Origin of the sequence: Nonomuraea rhizosphaerae, assembly GCF_019396405.1 — a bacterium.
Taxonomy (GTDB): Bacteria; Actinomycetota; Actinomycetes; order Streptosporangiales; family Streptosporangiaceae; genus Nonomuraea; species Nonomuraea rhizosphaerae.
Map to the genome: position 1 here is coordinate 1 of NZ_JAHKRL010000038.1, position 15,939 is coordinate 15,939.

Annotated in this window: 12 protein-coding genes and 1 rRNA gene; 6 read left to right on the forward strand and 7 right to left on the reverse strand. The window is 70.3% G+C overall.

Annotation, left to right across the window (positions count from 1 at the left end; all coding sequences use genetic code 11):
- Together rrf and KME77_RS01765 are read left to right on the forward strand one after the other, a co-directional pair.
- Window positions 1-117: ribosomal RNA gene (gene rrf, locus KME77_RS01760) — 5S ribosomal RNA — on the forward strand.
- Window positions 118-1,745: 1,628 nt separating this feature from the next.
- On the forward strand, window positions 1,746-2,663 hold the full coding sequence (locus tag KME77_RS01765; protein ID WP_219460883.1) for a class I SAM-dependent methyltransferase: 918 nt from the start codon (window positions 1,746-1,748) through the stop codon (window positions 2,661-2,663).
- Between the two features lie 202 nt (window positions 2,664-2,865).
- Here the strand turns inward: KME77_RS01765 and KME77_RS01770 are convergent, their stop codons facing one another.
- Entirely contained in the window at window positions 2,866-3,288 is a 423-nt protein-coding gene (locus KME77_RS01770; RefSeq protein WP_219460886.1) for a hypothetical protein, read from the reverse strand.
- Window positions 3,289-3,395: 107 nt separating this feature from the next.
- On the opposite strand from KME77_RS01770, the gene KME77_RS01775 reads away from it, so the two are divergent.
- A complete protein-coding gene (locus KME77_RS01775) occupies window positions 3,396-3,872 on the forward strand; it encodes a nucleoside deaminase (RefSeq protein ID WP_219460888.1) in 477 nt (158 codons plus the stop codon).
- An 11-nt stretch (window positions 3,873-3,883) separates the two neighbouring features.
- Here the strand turns inward: KME77_RS01775 and KME77_RS01780 are convergent, their stop codons facing one another.
- Window positions 3,884-4,666 (reverse strand): PhzF family phenazine biosynthesis protein, encoded by a 783-nt coding sequence (locus KME77_RS01780; protein ID WP_219460890.1) that lies wholly within the window; start codon window positions 4,664-4,666, stop codon window positions 3,884-3,886.
- Window positions 4,667-4,834: 168 nt separating this feature from the next.
- Between KME77_RS01780 and KME77_RS01785 the strand changes: the two genes are divergently transcribed.
- Window positions 4,835-5,218 carry a cell division protein SepF gene (locus tag KME77_RS01785; protein ID WP_219460893.1) on the forward strand — a complete coding sequence of 128 codons (384 nt, stop codon included), beginning with the start codon at window positions 4,835-4,837 and terminating at the stop codon, window positions 5,216-5,218.
- Between the two features lie 228 nt (window positions 5,219-5,446).
- Here KME77_RS01785 and KME77_RS01790 read toward each other — a convergent pair whose 3' ends face one another.
- The 5 genes from KME77_RS01790 to KME77_RS01810 all read right to left on the reverse strand — a co-directional run bounded on the left by KME77_RS01790 (window position 5,447) and on the right by KME77_RS01810 (window position 12,658).
- Window positions 5,447-6,796, reverse strand: a complete 1,350-nt coding sequence (locus tag KME77_RS01790) for a hypothetical protein (RefSeq protein WP_246609020.1) — start codon at window positions 6,794-6,796, stop codon at window positions 5,447-5,449.
- Between the two features lie 96 nt (window positions 6,797-6,892).
- A complete protein-coding gene (gene argS / locus KME77_RS01795) occupies window positions 6,893-8,620 on the reverse strand; it encodes an arginine--tRNA ligase (protein WP_219460896.1) in 1,728 nt (575 codons plus the stop codon).
- Complete coding sequence (locus KME77_RS01800) at window positions 8,617-10,923, reverse strand: HAD-IC family P-type ATPase (RefSeq protein ID WP_308250498.1); 2,307 nt, start codon at window positions 10,921-10,923, stop codon at window positions 8,617-8,619. The genes argS and KME77_RS01800 overlap by 4 nt, the downstream gene beginning before the upstream one ends.
- 33 nt (window positions 10,924-10,956) lie before the next feature.
- Window positions 10,957-11,982, reverse strand: coding sequence for a phosphate acyltransferase PlsX (gene plsX, locus KME77_RS01805; protein ID WP_246609021.1), 1,026 nt, complete (start codon window positions 11,980-11,982; stop codon window positions 10,957-10,959).
- Between the two features lie 115 nt (window positions 11,983-12,097).
- A complete protein-coding gene (locus KME77_RS01810; RefSeq protein WP_308250499.1) occupies window positions 12,098-12,658 on the reverse strand; it encodes a DUF1707 SHOCT-like domain-containing protein in 561 nt (186 codons plus the stop codon).
- A 175-nt stretch (window positions 12,659-12,833) separates the two neighbouring features.
- Between KME77_RS01810 and KME77_RS01815 the strand changes: the two genes are divergently transcribed.
- Both KME77_RS01815 and KME77_RS01820 read left to right on the forward strand, forming a co-directional pair.
- On the forward strand, window positions 12,834-14,156 hold the full coding sequence (locus KME77_RS01815) for a KamA family radical SAM protein (RefSeq protein WP_219460898.1): 1,323 nt from the start codon (window positions 12,834-12,836) through the stop codon (window positions 14,154-14,156).
- Window positions 14,157-14,547: 391 nt separating this feature from the next.
- Window positions 14,548-15,450 carry a hypothetical protein gene (locus KME77_RS01820; protein ID WP_219460901.1) on the forward strand — a complete coding sequence of 301 codons (903 nt, stop codon included), beginning with the start codon at window positions 14,548-14,550 and terminating at the stop codon, window positions 15,448-15,450.
- The last annotated feature ends 489 nt before the right edge of the window (window positions 15,451-15,939 follow it).

Here is a 15,939-nt window from a genome sequence, read left to right on the forward strand (position 1 = left end):
TACGGCGGTTATGGCGGGAAGGAAACACCCGGTTACATTCCGAACCCGGAAGTTAAGCTTCCCAGCGCCGATGGTACTGCACTCGGGAGGGTGTGGGAGAGTAGGTCACCGCCGGACAATCGTTGCACGACAGGAAGGGCCCCACGCCGTATGGCGGGGGCCCTTTCTGCGTTTACGGGGGTTGTTCAATCCGTCCTGTGTTGCCGGGTTGCCGGTCCGTTTCGCGGGGGTGCTGGGGTTGCCGGTCCGCTGTTGCGGGTTGCTGGTGTGGTCGGCGCTGCCGGGTGGCCGGGACGGTCGGCTGCGCGTTGTGGGGTGGCCAGGCCGCAGCGGGGCGGCTGCGGGGCTGCTTCGTCGGCCGCAGGGGTTCGCGGGGTCAGTGGTGCGGCCGCCGTTGGGGTGACCGAGCCGAAGGCAGGCTGCCCCGCCGACTACGGAGGCTGCTCCACCAGCCGTGGGCTGCTCCACCAGCGGTGACGCCCCGGCCATTGACGAGCTGCCCTGTCGGCGCAGGCTGTCCCGGTTGCGGGGGGAACGAGTCGGCAGCGGGCTGCCCTGCCGGCTGCGGGGGCTGCTCCGCCGGCCGCACACTGTTCGCCGGCGGTCGCGCCTGGGGCGGCTGCGGGCTGCTCTGTCGGCGGCAGGTAGCCCACCATTGGTGGGGACAGGTCGGCAGCAAGTTGCCCTGCCAGCCTCAGGCTGTCCCGTCAATGGCGGGACGCGTGGCCGTAACGACCGTTCTACGGCAGATGACGGACCGCTTCACAGCAACGGACGGTCGCCGACAGCTGCGCACAGCTGCGGAGTGATGGCGCCAGGTCGGCTGCGAGCTTGCCCTGCCAGCCGCAGGTTGTCCCGTCAGTAGCGAGTGCTGAGGCGGTGACGGGTCGCGCCGAGGCAGGCAACAGACCGCTCCGCGGCAATGGAGGGCTGCTGACGGCTGCGGACGGTCGCGGCCGTGTTTGCTGTGGACTGCAGCGGCGGCCGGGGACTGCCAGGGATGTGCTGGGCGGCCGTATGGGCGGTTCCTGGGATCGAGTGGGCCACTGGGGCCTGCTGGGGATGGTGCTGGACGGCCGTGTGGGCGTTGGCTTCGCGAGGCCGGTTGCTGTGGACGGTGGTGGACTGCTACGGGCGGTCGGGGCCTGCCGGGGATGGTTGTGGACGGCTTCGCGGCGATGAGCAGGGCCGGTTACCGAGCATCTGGCTGACTGCCGACCACCTCACGCCCTGTGGCGGGGCGCGGACCACTTCGCGACTCCAGGCCGTCTCGTCGACGACGGGCTTGGCTCCCGAGCGCCCTGCTGACTGGCGCCTGCCGATTGTGGCTGTATGGGCCGCTTCCTCGACGGTGGCTGGCCTTCGGCGACGCCGGGCTGCGGCATGACATCGGCCTGTTCCGTGGCGCGGGGCGGGGCTGATCAACAGATGTCCGGTGACTGTAGCTTGCTCCTGGTGGGCAGCTGTCTGGTGACGGTGGCTTGATGCCCGACGGACGGTTCTGGTCAGCGACGAACCGCTGGTGACCGTGGCCTGGTCCGTCACGGCGGCTGGCTCTGTGACCCGGCTCATTTGAGGGCATTGGGCTATTCGGAGGACGGGTCGGCTCATCGTGATGAGGGATTTGAGGGGCGATGGAGCACGTTCGTGGGTTGCTCAGGACGGGAGCGGAGGAGCTGGATGTCCACGGGCGTTAACCGAACATTCACTCGACATGCGAAAACCGTGACTGTTAGCGTCCGGGCATGTCCACACCCGAGCTCACCGCCGCCCTGGAACGCATTCCCGGCTGGTTCTGGCCGGCCGATCAGCGGCTGTTCGAGTGGTTCCTGTCGGGCGGTGCTCAGGGTGACGTCCTGGAACTGGGGGCGTACCTGGGCAAGAGTGCGGTCCTGATCGGGGCGCACTTGCGGCAGGGGGAGGGTTTCACCGTCTGTGATCTGTTCGAGTCGGATGCGCCGGACGCGGACAACAATGCCGAGACCAGCAGGTCGTACTCCACGCTCAGCCGTCAGAAGTTCGAGCAGAACTATCTGAGTGTGCACGACACCCTGCCGGAGATCGTGCACGGCCCGACGTCGATCATCCTCGATCATGTGAAGGCGGACTCCTGCAGGTTCGTGCATGTTGACGCGTCGCATCTCTACACGCATGTGAAGGGCGACGTTCTGGCGGCGCGGGCTGTGCTCAAGGGGGATGGGGTTGTCGCGTTCGATGACTATCGCAGTGAGCACACGCCGGGGGTGGCGCTCGCGGTGTGGGAGGCGGTCGCTGGGCTGGGGATGGCGCCGATCTGTGTCAGTTCGCAGAAGCTGTACGCGATGTGGGGCGATCCGGTGCCTGTTCAGCGGCGGTTGCTGGAATGGCTCGGTACGCGGGCCGATCTGTGGCACACCACTGATGTGCTGGGGGATCGGGAGCTCGTACGCGTCAATCAGCGTAAGAAGCCCAAGGCGGCCGGGGCGTCAGGGGCGGCGGCGGGTGACCTTGATCGGCTCGCCGCCGAGCTGCGGCGCACGACGGCGGAGCTGAGGAAGGTTACGACGGAGTCGCAGAACACGGTTCAGGCGTTGAAGAAGGCCGTTAGGGATGTCAGTTTGCTCGGGCCTGTTGCTCATCGGGCGGCCGGGTGGTTGCGTCGACGGTCCGTTTCTCGAAAGTAGTCCCTGGTCCTGCTGATCACTATCTCGCTGGTTCGGTGGAGGTGCTGGCCGCCGGGCGTCCTCGGCGGTCAGCTTGTAGCCGGTGTGGTGGGGGCCGGTCTGTGGGCCTGGCTGTCGGCGGATCCGTGTGTCCTGTGGAGGTCGCCTGAGCGTCGCCGGGAACTCTGGGCCGGGGGAGTGCTGAGGTGGCTGCGGGGTGGGCTCAGCTTTCGATGAACTGGTAGTCCGTCTTGATGCGGCCGTCCGCGTCGAGCACCAGGATGTCCAGTCCGACGCCGGCTGCTTCGCCGCCGTTCACCGGGACCATCTCCCAGCGGAGCTTGACCACGTCTTCGAGGCGTTGGGCGGTGCCGTGAGGCTTGAACGTGTACTCGCCGGGTGCCACGAACTCCTCGTACGCCCGGCTCACCCTGACCTCCAGGCTGTCGTACCCTCGGGCGGTGAGGTCGGCGGTGGTGAAGCCGATGTCGGCGGCCACCTTCAGGATCTCTTCGGGGGCCTGGACGATGTGGGTGCAGTTCTCGGACCACAGGGATCGGATGGCGTCGCGGCGTAGGCCGGGATCGGGCTCGGTCCAGAGGGCTACGTAGCGGGCGGCCAGGTCCTGGGGGTTGATCTCGGTCATCGGGTCTCCTGTGCAGAGGATGTACTTTGGTCGACTCTGCTGTGGAGAGCGTCGGCCGACAATTCCCGGCGGGGAATGGGCGAGATGGAGGGACGGGAGCGTGCGTCATGACTGCTGAGGGTGATCTGCGGTATCTGCGTAGGTGTGTGGAACTGGCGACGCAGGCGTTGGAGGTGGGGGACGAGCCGTTCGGGTCGGTGCTCGTGTCCGCCGACGGGGCCGTGCTCGCCGAGGATCACAATCACGTGGCGTCCGGGGACCGTACCCGGCATCCGGAGTTCGAGCTGGCGCGCTGGGCCGCCGCGCACATGACGGTCGAGGAGCGGGCGGCGGCGACCGTCTACACCTCTGGCGAGCACTGCCCCATGTGCGCCGCTGCCCATGGATGGGTGGGGTTGGGGAGGATCGTGTACGCGGCGTCCTCCGAGCAACTGGCGGGGTGGCTCGGTGAGCTGGGGGTGCCCGCGCCGCCGGTGCGTACGTTGCCGATCCAGGAGATCGTTCCGGGGGTTGTGGTGGAAGGGCCGGCGCCGGAGCTGGCCGATCAGGTGCGGGAGCTGCATCGCCGGTTCTACAAAGCTTGAGGCGAGGGCGGTCAGACGTGGAGTTGGCCTGACAGGACCGTCACGGCATGGCCGGCGAGGTGGACGCGATCTCCGGCCGTCCGCACGTGGACCAGGCCACCCCGGCGTGAGAGCTGGGCGCCGGTCATGGACGTGCGGCCGAGGCGTTCCGACCAGTACGGGGCCAGCGCGCAGTGCGCCGAGCCGGTGACCGGGTCCTCCGGGACACCCACGTTCGGGGCGAAGAAGCGGGAGACGAAGTCCACCGGCGAGGAGGTCGTCGCTGAGGAGCCGGCCGCGGTGACGATCACGCCTCTGGCCTCCACTGCCGCCAGTGCCTCGATGTCAGGGGTGAGCGTCCGTACGGCCTGCTCCGACTCCAGCTCCACCAGCAGGTCGAGATTGCTCCTGCCGACCCGCACCGGCGCAGCTCCGAGCGCCTTTTCCAGCCCGTCGGGAACGGCGGTGGCGGACACTTCCTTCACCGGGAAATCCATGGTGATCATGCCGTCGGCGGTGCGATTGACGGTGAGCGTCCCGCCGGCCGTACGGAAATCGACGGGGCCGTCGGCGGCGCCCGTCGAATACAGCACGTGCGCGGTGGCCAGAGTGGCGTGCCCGCAGAGGGACACCTCGACCGCGGGGGTGAACCAGCGCAGCGAATCCCCGTGCAGGAAGGCGGTCTCGGACAGACCCATCTCCGTGGCCACAGCCTGCATCCATGACCCAGTAGGGGGAGACTCCAGCAGGCAGACTGCGGCAGGATTACCCTTGAAAGCGGTGGAGGTGAAGGCGTCCACGGTGAACAGGCGCATGTTCGGATGCTATCGGGGGACAGATATCCGGGTGAAAGCTGGACGGTAGCCGTACAAAATGGAATTAGTTGTGGGCGTGTCGCATGGCGAACGCGGAATCGTCGGTTACCGTCCAATGTGTGGGGACGTGCCGATTAACGGTGTGTTCCTGAAGGAGAGGACAAGCCGATGGGGGCAGTGCGCAAGGTGGTGAGCTACCTTGGCCTGGGCGGAATCGACCACTACGACGACGGTTACGACGACGACGGGCAGTACGAAGAGGAGTACATGCCCGCGACGGAGCGGGCCGCGAGGCGTTGGCGGAGCACTGCGGACTCGTCGCGGATCGTGATGGTCCAGCCGCTCAAGTACAACGACGCACCGATGATCGGCCAGTACTTCCGCGAGGGCCAGACGGTGATCATGGATGTGACGGGCATGCCCATGCCTGAGGCGACCAGGATGGTCGACTTCGCGGCGGGCCTGGCCTATGGGTGTGAGGGGCGGATCGAGCGCATCGCCGATCGGGTCTTCCTGCTCGCGCCGGCTCACGTGGAGATCGAGAACTCCTAGGGGATCAGTTCCTCTCCGGCACCCCAGCCGTGCCGCGCCGCGGGACTGGGATGCTGGAGCCTCCATCCACGCCCGGTGTCATCCATCTATCCATGTGTTCGTGCCGAGGCGCTGTCCTCGGTGTTTCGTGTCGCCTCACGATCAGGCGCAGTGCTCGAACAGGCAGGCCGGGGGGCTGAGCACCGTTCCAGGGCCGGGCGCCGTATCAGCAGCCGGTCCGGGGGCGGGTCAGGCGGCGCGCGGCCCCCGGCGGATCAGCCGGGTCAGCTCGGCCGAGTCGTCCGCCGCCTGTTCGGCCCGGGCGTCCGCCTCGCGGGCGTACGCGTGCAGCGCCCACACCGCCCCGTCCGCCAGCTCCTTCAGCTCCCCGATCTGCCCGGCCACGTAGCGGACGTCCGATTCGATGGCCTTGCGGCGGCGCCAGAGCCGCCAGGCGGCGATCCCGTGCAGGACCGCGCCCACGGCGGCGAGGCAGGCCACCACGGCGGCCGACCAGGGCGCCAGGAGGCTGCCGACGAGGAAGGCGCCGCCGGCGACGATGAGCGCCAGGGCCTCCCAGGGCGGGCGCCGCCGGATCATCCCGTTGGTCACGATCTCGCTCTCCGCGCGGGCGAGCGATGCGCCGTCGGGGCCTTCGGGCTGGAGTTCGATCTGGTGGCCGAGCAGCGGGACGGTCAGGGTGGCGGGCGGTGGGAGGCGGCTGTCGGCCTCGAGCTCCTCGGCGACCTGGCGCAGGATCGGGCCCGCCACGTGCAGGGCGATCGCCGCCAGGTGCGGGTCGGCGCCGGGGCGCAGGTCGTCGAGGAGGTGCGCGGTCAGCGACCCCATCGGGCCCGGCGGGCCGCCGAGGCCGATCAGGGTGCGGAGCACGGCCAGCGGCTCGTCCTCCTCCCAGGAGGCGGCGGGGCTGCCGGAGCTGTTGGTGAGCGGGGTGGACGAGTCGTGCTCGGCCTGCCGCGCGCAGGTGATCTCGGCGCAGCGGGCGCGGAGCCTGGCCAGCCGTGCCGCCGCCAGGGCGGGCCTGGCCAGCTCGGGGATCTCGGCCATCTCCGGGAAGTCGATCAATGAGGGCGGTACGACGACGGTGGGTTCGCCGGGCGCGAGCGCCTGGGTCCACTGGTGGGCGTCGGCGTGCTCGGGCACGGTCAGCGCGTCCAGCTTGCGCAGGACGAAGATCTTCCCGGCCGGCCCGTACGCGCCTCGGGCGGCGGCCAGCCAGAGGGCCCGCTGGCCGTGGGCGACCGGGTGTTCGAGCGACAGGTCGCCGAAGGCCGTGCCGAGCCAGGAGGCGTGGATGCGGCTGCCGTGGCCGGCGACGGCCAGGGACAGGCAGAGGAAGAGCGCGGTCTGCTGCTGGTCGCGTCCCGCGGCCCGGCTCAGCGGCTCCAGTGGGTCGTCGCCGGAGAGGATCGCCACCAGCGCCTCGACGGCGGGCGGCAGCCAGTAGCCCGGCTTGTCGGGAAAGTCGGGTGGGGCCGGAGGCGCGGTGCCGTTGGCGGCCAGGTGGGACAGCAACGCCTCGGCGTAGCGTTGCAGCTCCGTCGCTGCTTGGGGGTCAGCAGTCAGGTCCGTACTCAAGGCAGAGAACTCCCCCATGTCGGCCTCAGTTCATGACCGCGTAAAGCCTAACCGGGGGGCGCGCCGCCCAGGTGGAGGCGCGCCCGCGACAACCTGCTACATGCGCTCCAGCACCGGGACACCCAGGAGCTCCAGCCCGGTGCGCATGACGCGCAGGGTCAGCGCGCACAGGGCCAGCCGGTGGGCTCGGGTGTCGGCGTCGACGCCTTCCTTCAGGACCGGCAGCTCCTCGTAGAAGGTGCTGAAGAGGCTGGCGGTCTCGAAGAGGAAGGCGCAGAGCCGGTGCGGCTCCGACCGGTCGGTGACCTGCTCCACCAGCGCGCCGAAGCCCAGCAGGTGGAGGGCCAGCGCCCGCTCGGCCGGGTCGCCCAGCACGATGGGGCCGCTCGCCTCGTCGGGGGTCAGGCCCGCCTTGCGGAAGATCGAGCGGATCCGGGCGGTCGCGTACTGCATGTATGGGCCGGTGTTGCCGGTGAAGCCCAGCATGCGGTCGTAGTCGAAGACGTACTCGCTGTCGTGGCCCACCGACAGGTCGGCGTACTTGACCGCGCCCATGCCGACCGCGTGGGCGATCTCGCTCCGCGTGGCCTCGTCGTAGCCGCGGTCGGCGATGGCCGCCGAGGCCCGGTCGACCGCCTCCTGGAGCAGGTCGGTCAGCTTGATCGACTGGCCGGAACGGGTCTTGAACCGCCGGCCGTCCTTGCCGAGCATCATCCCGATCTGGACGTGCTCGGCCGAGACGTCGTCGGGCAGCCAGCCGGCCAGCTTGCCGGCCGCGAACACCATGCGGAAGTGCAGCGCCTGGTCGGCGCCCACCACGTAGAGGATGCGGTCGACCTTGAGGTCGTCCACCCGGTAGCGGATCGCGGCCAGGTCGGTGGTGGCGTAGCCGTAGCCGCCGTCGCTCTTCCTGATGATCAGCGGCAGCGGCTTGTCGTCGGAGCCGGTGAAGCCGGGCGGGAAGACGCACAGCGCGCCCTCGCTCAGCACGGCCACCCCGGCGGCCTCCAGGTCGTCGCAGGTCTGGTCGAGCATCGGGTTGTACATGCTCTCGCCGGCGATGTCGGCGTCGGTGAGCGTGACGCCGAGCGTGTCGTACACCTTGTTGAAGTAGGCGATCGTGGCGTCCATGAAGACGTGCCACAGCCGCAGGGTGTCCGGGTCGCCGGACTGGAGCATGGTGACCCGCTTGCGCGAGCGGGCCTTGAACTCCTCCGACGCGTCGAACTTGGCTCTGGCGCCCTGGTAGTACTCGGTGCCCATGCCGGCCTGGAGCTGCGCGACGGCGGTCTCCTCGCCGATGTCGAGCAGGTGCTCGATGAGCATGCCGAACGGGGTGCCCCAGTCGCCCAGGTGGTTCTGCCTGATGACGGTGTTGCCGAGGTGCTCGTGCAGGCGGGCCAGGGCGTCGCCGACGATCGTCGTGCGCAGGTGGCCGACGTGCATCTCCTTGGCCGCGTTGGGCGCGGAGTAGTCGATCACGACGGTCTGCGGCGGCGCGGCCTGGCCGACGCCCGCGCGCGGGTCGTCGAGCATCCTGGCCGCCTCGGCCTCGATCCACGAGTCGTCGAGCGTGATGTTGAGGAACCCGGGGCCGCTGACCTCGACCGTGCCGGGGAAGTCGGACAGCTCGGCCCTGATGGACTCGGCGACCTCCCGCGGCGCCCGTCGCAGTCGCTTGGCCAGGCTCATCGCGACGTTCGCCTGGAAGTCGGCGAACTGGGAGGGCCGGATCAGCGGATCTGCGTCGGCGTGCTCGGGGCCGAACGCGCGGGCCAGCGCCTGCTGCACGCGCTCGGTGAGCACTTTCTGCGGGTCGGTCATGGTCTAAGGGTACCGGCGAGCCTGACCGCGCCGCTGATCAATACGGCGGCCACGGCCGAGATCCCGACGGCGGTGAGGTCGTTGCCGATGTCGCCCGGTTCGAGGGCGAAGAAGTCCCTGACGAAGGGGATCACCAGGGCCAGCCCGAACAGCGCCGCCATGGAGGCGACCATGGCGACCCGCCAGGGCGTGAGCGGCCTGGCGATCAGCACCAGCACCCACCAGGTGGTGAGGAACAGCGCGATCACCGCCGACGTGCGGTCCGCGGTCAGGGTGGAGACGCCGTCGTGCGCGGCCCAGAACGCCAGGAACACCGCTCCCGCGCACAGAACGCCCGCCGGTATCGCGAAGCGCATCACCCGGGGCACGAACCCCGGCCGGGCGCGTTCGAGCGTCGGGGCGAGCGCCAGGAAGAAGGCGGGGATGCCGATGGTCAGCGCGTTCGTCAGCGTGGAGTGGCGCGGCGCGAACGGGAACATCAGCCCGAGCACCCCGGTCAGCAGCGACAGCGCGATCGCGTAGAACGTCTTGGTGAGGAACAGGTTCGAGACCCGCTCGATGTTGGCCAGCACCCGGCGGCCCTCGCCGACGACGTGCGGCAGTGAGGCGAAGCGGTCGTCGAGCAGCACCACCTGGGCGACGGCCTTGGTGGCGGGGCTGCCGGCGCCCATGCAGATGCCGAGGTCGGCGTCCTTGAGCGCGAGCACGTCGTTGACGCCGTCGCCGGTCATCGCGACGGTGTGACCGCGCGCCTGGAGCGCGCTGACGAAGCCGCGCTTCTGCCGCGGGGTGACGCGGCCGAAGACGGTGTGGGTGTCGAGGAGTTCGCCCAGCTTGTCCGGGTCGTCGTCGGGCAGCGTCCGGGCGTCGAGCGCGCGGTGGCCGTCGGGGATGTCCAGGCTCGTGGCGATGGCGGCGACGGCGTCGGGGTTGTCGCCGGAGATCACCTTGACCGTGACGCCCTGCTCGGCGAAGTAGCGCAGGGTCTCGTGGGCGTCGGGCCTGATGCGCTGCTTGAGGGTGATCAGCGCGACCGCCTCGACGCTTCCGGGCTCCAGAGGCGCCTCGGCGGCCCCGGGCTCGGGAAGGATGTCCGTACGGCACAGCGCCAGCACCCGGGTCCCGCTCAGGGCCAGCTCGGCGGCCCGCTCGTACCCGTCGGCGGCCCGGTCGAGCAGCACGTCGGGCGCGCCCAGCAGCCAGGCGCCGTGCGGCCCGAAGTCGGCGCCGCTCCATTTGCGCGCCGAGGAGAACGGCACCGTGGCGCCGGCCGTCCAGTCCGTCGAGGGGTAGCGTTCGCGGATGGCCCGGGCCGTGGCGTTGGGGTGGTGGTCGGCGCCGGCGAGGGCGGCGAGCGCGTCGCCGACCGGGTGGCCGCCGGCCAGCGGCAGGACCTCGCCGAGCTCCATGCCGCCCGCGGTCAGCGTGCCGGTCTTGTCCAGGCACAGCACGTCCACCCTGGCCAGGCCCTCGATCGCGGGCAGCTCCTGCACCAGGCAGCGGCGGCGGCCGAGCCGTACGACGCCGACGGCGAAGGCGATCGAGGTCATCAGCACCAGCCCCTCGGGGATCATGGTGACGATGCCCGCGACCGCGCCGGTGATGGCGGTGCCGAAGTCGGCCGAGTTGCGGAGCTGGCTGTAGAGCAGCAGCGCGCCGATCGGGATGACCAGCCAGGTGATGTACTTGATGAAGTTGGCGACGCCGTCGCGCAGCTCGGAGTGGGCCAGGTGGAACCTGCTGGCCTCCTCCGCCAGCCGTACGGCGTAGGCGTCGGTGCCGACCTTGGTCGCCACGAACGCGCCCGAGCCGGCGACGGCGAAGCTGCCCGACAGCACCTCGTCGCCCGGCTTCTTGCGCACCGGGTCGGCCTCGCCGGTCAGCAGCGACTCGTCGATCTCCAGCCCGTCGGAGGCGACGACCTCGCCGTCCACCAGCAGGCGGTCGCCGGGGCCGAGCAGGATCAGGTCGCCGAGCACCACCTGGCGTGGCTGGATCTCCCGCTCCCGGCCGTCGCGGCGGACCCGTACGGGCGCCTCGTTGATCACCGCGAGCCGGTCGAGCGTCCGTTTGGCGCGCAGCTCCTGGATGATGCCGATCAGCGCGTTGGCCACGATGACCAGCCCGAACAGCCCGTCCTGCCACTCGCCGAAGATCAGCACCAGCGCCCAGAGCACGCCGATGACCAGGTTGAACAGTGTGAACACGTTCGCCCTGATGATCGCGCCGAGCGATCTGCTCGATCGGCGCGGCACATGGTTGGTCTTCGCCCCCGAGACCTGTGCCGAGGTCAGCCCATCCACACAACCCCCCGAGATTTGTGGATCTGCCACAGACTATGGGGTTCTGAGCCGGTGCGAGCGCTGCGCCGCGGTGATCCGGTCGCCGATCCTGGTCACGATGCCGTCCGCGGAGAGGCCGGCGGCCAGCTTGCAGGCGGCGCTGATGCCCGCCGCCCGCGAGGAGCCGTGGGCGATGACGACGGTCCCGTTCAGCCCGAGCAGGACGGCGCCGCCGTGGGCCTCGGGGTCGAGGCGGCGGCGCAGCTCGCGCAGGCGCGAGCGCTGCAGCAGGGCCGCGATCCTGGCCAGCCTGCTGCCCTCGATCGTCTGCCTCAGCTCGCCGAACGCGTAGCGGACCGCGCCCTCCATCGTCTTCAGCGCCACGTTGCCGGTGAAGCCGTCGGTGGTGATCACGTCGGCGGCGCCGTTGAGCAGGTCGTGGCCCTCGACGTTGCCGACGAAGCTCAGGCCGGGGGCGCTCTGCAGCAGCTCGTGGGCCTTCTTGACGGTCTTGTTGCCCTTCTCCGCCTCGCTGCCGATGGTGAGCAGGCCGACCTTGGGCGTGGTGATGTCGTAGGCCAGCTCGGCGTACGCGGCGCCCAGGTGCGCGAACTGGACCAGCATCTCCGGCTTGACCTCGGCGTTGGCGCCCGCGTCCAGGAGCAGCGTCGGCTTGGGCAGCGTGGGCAGGGCGACGGCGATGGCCGGGCGCAGAACCCCCTGCTGGGCCTTGAGCCGGAGCCGGCCCGTGGCCACGATGCCGGCGGTCGAGCCCGCGGACACCACGGCCGAGGCGTCGCCGCGGCGGACGAGGTGGCAGGCGACGGCGATGCTGGAGCGGGGGCGGCGCAGGCTGGCCAGCGCGCCCTCGTCCATCGCCAGGGCCTCCTCGGCCCGCACGATGGGGATCTCCTTCGTCGCGTCGTGGTCGGCGAGCGACTCGTACAGGACCCGCGGCGAGCCGACGAGCACGATCGCGAGCCCGCGCTCCCGCACGGCGTGGACGGCTCCCGCGACGATCTCGTGCGGGGCGTGGTCGCCGCCCATGGCGTCGAGCGCGATCGGCCTCGTTTCGGACAAGAAGTTCACCTCGTACGGCTGGCGGAGCGTCCCCTGTGGCGTGGCCGGGGACGCGGTCGCGCCACGTCCGCATCGTAGGCAGACCGGCCGCCGGGCCCGTGGGCGGGGCGGCGGCTCAGTGGGGGACCCAGCCGGTGGGCGCCCGCGAGACCATCACCTTGGAGAACATCGACTGGCCCGCGACGCGGATGAGCGGGCCGTCGCCGTCCGATCCGCCCGAGACGTCGCGCTTGCCGAAGATCGAGCCGCCCTCGTCGATCACGTGGGCGTTGGGCGGGACGCGGACGAGCACCTTGCTGAAGCGGGCGTCGATCTCGATCGTGATCTGCCGGCCGGGCAGCACGGCCTCGGTCAGGTCGATGATCAGCGCGCCGAACCTGCCCGACAGCCGGGTGTGACGGGAGGCCACCCAGCGGCCCTGCCTGATCACCTTGCTGAATTTGGAGGAGATCTGCTGCCGCTCGACGGCGACGGGCGCCTCGCGCGAGGCGGTCACCTCGGGCAGGTCGCGGGTGATGGGGACGAGCTCGCCGACGGTTCTGGCCGTGTACGCGGCCTCCAGGCGGTCGGCGTGCTCCAGGCTGTTGAGCCGTCCGGTGGCCAGCGCCTCGCCGAGCACGGCGGCCACGCGGTCGCGGTCGGCGTCGGAGGCGCGCAGCAGGGGGTCTTCGGTCACAGTCGGCCAGTCTACGCGTAAACGAGATATGTCGCGAGTGGGCAAAGCTCAACGAAAACTTGGAGTCCAAGGGAACCGGATACGCCGCGCTTCGCGTCCCGGTATAAGAACCGTAGACGCACGACAGGCGCTCGAGGTTTACATCAGATCGAACAAAAAAGATGGGAAAGGCCTAGTGATCTTGAACCAGGCGAGCACGCGCCGCTTCCGGGCGTACACGTCCAAACACCTCGACGAGCTTCTGCAACGAGCCGGGCTCGACGAAGAGGAGCGGTTGCAGGTGCGTGCCGTCGCGACGGTGCTGCCTTTCCGGACGAACGCCTACGTCGTGGACGAACTCATCGACTGGTCGGCGGCGCCCGACGACCCCATATACCGCCTCGTCTTCCCCCAGGAGGACATGCTTCCGGCGGCCGACGTGGCGAGGCTCGCCGACCTGCTCAAGGCCGAGGCCCCCAACGCGGAGATCCAGGCCGAGGCCAACAAGGTACGCGCGCTGCTCAACCCTCACCCGGCGGGGCAGATGGACCTCAACGTGCCCAGGATCGGCGACGAGCCGGTGCCGGGCATGCAGCACAAATACCCGGAGACCGTGCTGTTCTTCCCCAAGCAGGGGCAGACCTGTCACGCCTACTGCACGTACTGCTTCCGCTGGGCGCAGTTCGTCGGCGACGCGGACCTCAAGTTCGCCTCCGACGACATCGACCAGATGGTCTCCTACATCCGCCAGCACCCCGAGGTGACCAGCGTGCTGATCACCGGCGGCGACGCCATGATCATGGGCGAGCCGGTCATCAGGCGCTACATCGAGCCGCTGCTCGGCCTGGAGCAGCTGGAGTCGATCAGGATCGGCACCAAGGCGCTGGCGTACTGGCCGCAGCGCTTCGTCAGCGACCCCGACGCCGACGCGACGCTGGAGCTGTTCGAGCAGGTCGTGGAGGCGGGCAAGAACCTGGCGTTCATGGCCCACTTCTCCCACCCGCGCGAGCTGGAGTCGCCGCTGGTCGAGTCGGCGGTCAAGCGGATCCTGGGCAGCGGGGCGACGATCAGGACCCAGGCGCCGCTGATCCGGTCCATCAACGACGATCCCGCCGTGTGGACGAGCATGTGGCGGCGGCAGCTCAGGATGGGGCTCATTCCCTACTACATGTTCGTCGAGCGCGACACGGGGCCCCAGGACTACTTCGCGGTGCCGCTGGCGCGGGCGTACGAGATCTTCCGGGACGCCTACTCGTCGGTCTCCGGGCTCTGCCGCACCGTACGCGGGCCCTCCATGTCGGCCACGCCGGGCAAGGTGTGCGTTGACGGCGTCACCGAGATCGCCGGGCAGAAGGTGTTCATGCTCCATCTGATCCAGGCCCGCGACCCCGCGCTCGTCGGCCGGCCGTTCTTCGCGCACTACGACCCGTCGGCGGTGTGGCTGACGGATCTGCGCCCGGCCTTCGCCGATCGTTTCCCGTACGAGGCGGCCGCCGAGGAAGCGCTGCTGCCGGTCTGAGCGGTCAAGCGCGTGCCCCGCAAGCGGAAAGATTGAGCCCCCGGCCCGTGACATTTGTTTTCCCGGCCATTGTCGGCGGGCCGCCGGGGTTCGCTTGCGCGGCGCGGGCGACGTCAACGGAATATCCGAAATAGTCACCTGCTATTTCCTGATTTGTCTTCCCGTCCGGCCCCCTCCCCATGATCGGCCGCCCGGTCCGGAAGGCCGCCTGAAATGGGCTTTCCACAGCCTGCGGCCCGCGGACCGGGGTGATACAACTGCGTCAGTAGCTCAGCCGGGACGGCGCGCTTCGTGTGGTGCCCATAGCGTGTTCGCCGCGGCGTACGGGGGTTATCGATTCGCATTTCCTCTGCATCCGAGAGCGATCGATCACGAGCCGGGAAGGCAAATCATGAAACGTGTAATCAAGACGGCGGTCGCCGTCGCAGCATTCGGGCTCGCCGCCGCGCTGAGCGCGCCGGCGGCCCAGGCCGACGCCCTTCGCCCCACCAACCTCGGCCTGCCGGGCGGTGGTGACCCCGTCAGCGGACTGCTGGGAGGTCTGCTCGGCGGCGCCGGCGGCGTCGGTGGCGGTAACCTGCTCGGCGGCCTGCTCGGCGGGGGCAAGGGCAAGTCGGGTTCGAGCCAGCAGGCCAACCCCGAGGAGGGGCCCAACGTGGAGGGCGCGGCGGAGTTCTCGCCGACCCAGGGGCAGCTCCCGGTCGGCGGGCGCCTGAGCGACCCGCTGGGCGGGCTCACCGGCGTGCTGCCCGGCGCCTCCCGCCTGGCCGAGTCGGCCGCCGACAAGGCCGCCGTCCAGCGCAACAGCAAGGCCACCGTGTACCAGACCGAGCGCGGCGCCTTCTCGACGCTGGCCGGGCTGCTCGACGGCTCGGTGTTCGGCGGGCTGGGACAGCTCACCGGGACCGACGTGGTCCAGGGGAGCGCCGGCACGGCCACCGGTTCCACGATGACCAACGCCGGCCGGGGCCTTGACAGCCTGACCATGAGCGAGGCCACCAAGAGCCTGGCCGCGGCCGCCAGGAGCGCGCTGCCGCAGGCGGGCGGCGGCAAGCTGGCCCCGCTCGTCGGGCACGTCGCGCCGGCCGAGTCCGCGCCGCTCGTGGAGGCCGTGCCCGGCACCGTGCAGGCCGCCTCCGTCGACGAGATCGCCCCGCTCGTGGAGGACACCTCGGGTGTCGTCTCGACCAACGGGACCAAGGCCGCCGGCAGCTACAGCGACACCATGACCTCGCTCACCTGGACCGCCGACGCGCTGACCGGCGACGTCTCCGGCTACTTCACGCGCAACTGACCGGACCACGAACCGCTGTGCGCGTGAGCGGGCCCATCACGGGCCGCCGCGCGTGACCGACCGGCTCACGGGCTGATCCACCCTCGTGACCGACCGGCTCACGGGCTGATTCACCCCGTGAGCGACCGGCTCACGGGCTGCCAGGCACGTGAGCGACCAACTCATGAACTGCTCAACGCGTGACCGGCCCGAGAGCGGGCCACGGCACGCGTGATCGATCTGATCGCGAGGTCTTCCGGAAGCGGGCCGCCAGGGCCGCGGCGGGGGGTTCGCGGGCGTCACAGGTGCCGGCGCCCGGGAACCTGCCACAGCGGCGGGGAGCGGCGCGTCCGGCGGGCCATCGTGATCGACGGCGGCGCGCGTTCAGGGATGCGAGACCGCGTCCGCGACGTACGGGCGCCCCCAGGAGACGTGGAACCTCTGCTGGGACGCGCAGGCGTCGGCGGGACGCGGGACGCGCCGCCGTCCACAACCGGCGCGGCCGGACGC